This window comes from Micromonospora sp. RP3T (genome assembly GCF_003027925.1).
Taxonomy (GTDB): Bacteria; Actinomycetota; Actinomycetes; order Mycobacteriales; family Micromonosporaceae; genus Micromonospora.
On record NZ_PYPS01000078.1, the window covers coordinates 1 to 3,747 of the forward strand.

At 75.4% G+C, this 3,747-nt stretch carries 3 protein-coding genes; 2 read left to right on the top strand and 1 reads right to left on the bottom strand.

The genetic code is table 11. The features are described 5' to 3' along the window. Positions 1-38 precede the first annotated feature (38 nt). The gene (locus C8054_RS31455; RefSeq protein ID WP_107162779.1) at positions 39-965 is read left to right on the top strand and encodes a sporulation protein; all 927 of its coding nucleotides are present in this window, start codon (positions 39-41) and stop codon (positions 963-965) included. Between the two features lie 62 nt (positions 966-1,027). On the opposite strand, the gene C8054_RS31460 is transcribed toward C8054_RS31455, so the two are convergent. Further along, complete coding sequence (locus C8054_RS31460; RefSeq protein ID WP_107162780.1) at positions 1,028-2,248, bottom strand: bifunctional pyridoxamine 5'-phosphate oxidase family protein/GNAT family N-acetyltransferase; 1,221 nt, start codon at positions 2,246-2,248, stop codon at positions 1,028-1,030. A gap of 38 nt (positions 2,249-2,286) precedes the next feature. Between C8054_RS31460 and C8054_RS31465 the strand changes: the two genes are divergently transcribed. Next, on the top strand, positions 2,287-3,624 hold the full coding sequence (locus C8054_RS31465) for an aminotransferase class I/II-fold pyridoxal phosphate-dependent enzyme (protein ID WP_107162781.1): 1,338 nt from the start codon (positions 2,287-2,289) through the stop codon (positions 3,622-3,624). Positions 3,625-3,747 lie beyond the last annotated feature (123 nt).

Sequence of the window (3,747 nt, forward strand, 5' to 3'; positions counted from 1 at the left end):
AGGGGGTGTGGGTGGGTGGGGAGGGGGAACGCCTCGGTATGCGGCTCACCGGGGTGTCGCGGGGGTCGGCCTGGACCGGGCTCTCGGTCACCACCACGCTGCCCAATCCGAGCACCCGGCCGGGCCTGCGCCTGCCGGGGCGCGTGACGTTGGCCGCCGACGGCGAGGACGTCCTGGTCCGGCACATCCGCCTCGGGCTGGTCACCCAGGTCGAGCCGGAGGACCCGGGGGCGCCGCGCCGGCTGGTGCAGTACCACCAGTGGCCGATCGCGGGCCGGTTCGTGGTGCCGGGCGGGCGGCGGCGGGCGGTGGACTTCGCCGTGCCGCTGCCCTGGGCGACGCCGGTGACGGTGTTCGGCGGGGTGCCGTTGATGACGTTGCGTACCGGGCTGCGGACCGAGGTGTCCGTCGACCCGGACCTCGACCAGGGCGAGATGGTGCCGGTCCTGATCCACCCGCTGCCCACCCAGCAGCACCTGCTCGCCGCGTTGGACACGCTCGGCTTCGTGATGCGGCAGGCGGGACTCCAGCAGGGCCGGTTGCCCGGGGTGGCGCAGACGCTGCCGTTCCAGCAGCGGCTCGGCTTCTGGGCCGCCCCGCTCTACGCCGGCCCGATGACCGAGCTGGAAGTGATCATGCTGACCGACCCGGCCGGCATGGAGGTGTTGTTCTGGCTGGACCGGCGGCTGTCCCTGGCCGGGGTGACCCATCAGAGCATCAGCCGGTTCCGGGTCTGGCACGCCGGCGCGGACCAGCGGGACTGGGTGGCCACCGTGGACGGCTGGCTGCGGCACGCCATCGACCGGCACGCCGCAGCCGCCGCACACGCGGACTGGTCGGCCATGATCCGGGAGTCGGCGCACGTCAGCCGCCATCCCGACCAGCCCGTCGCACCCGGCTACGGCCTCGGCGGCACGGCCGGCGGCGCGGGCGTCGGCGGCGGTGGCGGCGGCGACGGCACCTGACGCGGTGCAAGGCGGGGCCCCTGCTCAACGCCTCCGGTAGAAATGGGGCCCCGTCCAACCGGTCAGTGTGCGCGGAGCCGGGCCCGCGCGTCCGGCCACTCCGGCGCGAGCATCGAATACTGCACGGTGTCCCGCCAGGAGCCGTCGGGCCGTTGCCGGTGGTGCCGCAGCACTCCCTCCCGAGTCGCGCCGAGCCGTTCGATGGCCCGCTGGGAGCGCTCGTTGCGGATGTCGGTGTGCCAGACCACGCGGACCGCGTCCAGCTCCTCGAACGCCCGGGTGAGCAGCAGCAGCTTCGCCTCCGTGTTGATGCCGGTCCGCCACCACGGCCGGCCCAGCCAGGTGTAGCCGATCGCCAGCGACCGGCGGGCCGGGTCGATCTCGTACCAGGAGGTGGTGCCGACGACGGCGCCGGTGCGGGCGCAGCGCTGCGCCCAGCACACCTGCTCGCCATCCTGCTGGGCGTCGAGGTAGCCGGCGATGATCCGCCGCATCCCGGCGACGTCGACCGGCTGTCGGGTGCCCAGGTGCCGCCAGACGTCCGGGTCCCCGGTCGCGGCGTACAGCTCGTCGGCGTGCGCGAGGTCCAGCGGTTCCAGCACGACGTGCTCGCCGCGCAGCACCACCGGATCCTGCCAGGGCGAGCGGGCCGACCGCAGGTACGCCGGCACCGGCGCGACGACGCCGGCGTCCGGTTCGGGCCGGCCCGGCGTCACCTGTAGCGGCAGCACCCCGGCCCAGTACGGCAGCTCCGCGTCGGCCGGCTCGTCGTTGACGCCTCCGGTGCGCATCCGCACCGACACCTCCCGCAGGGGCAGCGCCAGCACCGCGGTCTCGGCCAGCTCGCGCCGGTTCGGCGGCCGGCTCTCGGCGGACCGGCCGGCGGCCACCTTCTCCACCAGCGCGGTCAGCACGGCGGCCTTCTCCCGCTCGTCGGTGACCAGCCGGGCGGTGCCGTGCGCGACGACCGAGCGGTAGTTGGCGCTGTGGTGGAACTGGGAGCGGGCGTAGACCAGCCCGTCGAGGTGGGTGACCGCGACGCTGACCGGCAGCCCGTCCGCGCCCCGGGCGGCGAGCAGCGGCCGGCTGCCGGTGGAGCCGTGCAGGTAGAGCGTTTCGTCGACGCGGACGTGCAGGGTCGGCAGGACGCGTGGCTCGCCGTCGGAGGTGAACGCCAGCGCGCAGTGGTACGCCTCGTCGAGCAGCGCGTGGGCGGTGGCCCGGTCGTAGTGCATCCGGTCGCGGGTGCGGGTGGCGGTGGTGCGTTCGGTCCGGGGGTACATGTGATCTCCCGCTTTTGTTCTAGTACAATCTCCGAACTGTGTCAGCACGTTATCAGATCAGTGGTGCCACGTCGGCGGCCATTTCGGCGAGCGTGGAATCCGCCGTCCGCACCGGCGCGCTCGCGCCGGGCGACCCGCTGCCCGCGGTCCGGGCGCTCGCCGGCGAGTTGGGCGTCAGCCCGGCCACCGTCGCCCGGGCGTACCAGGACCTGCGGCAGCGTGGCCTGGTCGTCACCGCCGGCCGGCACGGCACCCGGGTCCGACCCCGCCCGCCGGTGGCCGCCCGCCGCGCGGCGCTGCTGCCGCCACCGCGCCCCGATGCCCACGACCTCGCCAGCGGCCACCCCGACCGCCGGCTGTTGCCGCCGCTCGGGCCGCACCTGGCCGCGCTCGCCGCCGGATTCGGGCCCGCCACCGGGTACGCGGACGCCGCCGTCCTGCCCGAACTGGCCGCCGCCGCCCGGGAACGGCTCGCCGCCGACGGGGTGCCGGCCGACGAGCTGACCGTGACCGGCGGCGCGCTGGACGGCATCGAGCGGCTGCTCGCCGCCCACCTGCGGCCCGGTGACGCGGTCGCGGTGGAGGACCCCGGGTGGGCCAACCTGCTCGACCTGATCGCCGCGCTCGGGCTGCGTACCGTCGGGGTGCCGGTGGACGACGAGGGCCCGACCGTGGCCGGGGTGCGGGTCGCGCTGGCCGCCGGCGTTCGGGCGCTGGTGGTGACCAGCCGGGCCCAGAACCCGACCGGTGCGGCCGTCTCCGCCGACCGGGCCGAGGCGCTGCGCACGCTGCTCGCCGACTGGGCCGACCTGCTGCTGATCGAGGACGACCACGCCGCCGAGCTGGCCCGCGTACCCCTGCACCCGCTCGCCGGGGTGACCCCGGCGTGGGCCCTGGTCCGGTCGGTGAGCAAGCCCTACGGGCCCGACCTGCGGCTCGCCGTGCTGGCCGGCGACGAGGCCACGGTGGCCCGGGTGGCCGGCCGGGCGCAGGTCGGCGCCGGTTGGGTCTCCACCGTGCTGCAACACCTGGTCCTGGCGCTCTGGCGTGATCCGGGTACCGCCGAGCTGGTGCGGCGCGCGGCGGACGGCTACGACCGGCGGCGGGACGGGCTGGTCGCCGCGCTCGCCGCGCGCGGGCTGGCCGCGCACGGGCGCACCGGGATCAACGTCTGGGTGCCGGTGCCGGACGAGACGGTCGCGGTCACCGCCCTGCGCGACGCCGGCTGGTCGGTGGCGCCCGGTGGCCTCTACCGGATTGCCGCCGCGCCCGCCGTCCGGATCACGGTGAGCACCCTCGACGACACGGACCTCCCGCCGCTAGCCGACGCCCTCGCCCACGCCGTGCGGCCCGTGAAAGGCGGGGCCCCCTATTAGAGGTCCTAACTTAATGATGTTGGGCGTAACCGACTGGATGTGAGGCTCGTTTCGTCTGAACGTGAGGAGGGGTGAGCAGCCGCCGTGGATCGTCTCGGATGAGTTGTGGGCCGAGATCGCACC

Coding starts and splice junctions, on each gene's coding strand:
- C8054_RS31455 (WP_107162779.1), top strand. CDS start 39: ATGCGGCTCACCGGGGTGTCGCGGGGGTCGGCCTGGACCGGGCTCTCG.
- C8054_RS31460 (WP_107162780.1), bottom strand. CDS start 2,248: ATGTACCCCCGGACCGAACGCACCACCGCCACCCGCACCCGCGACCGG.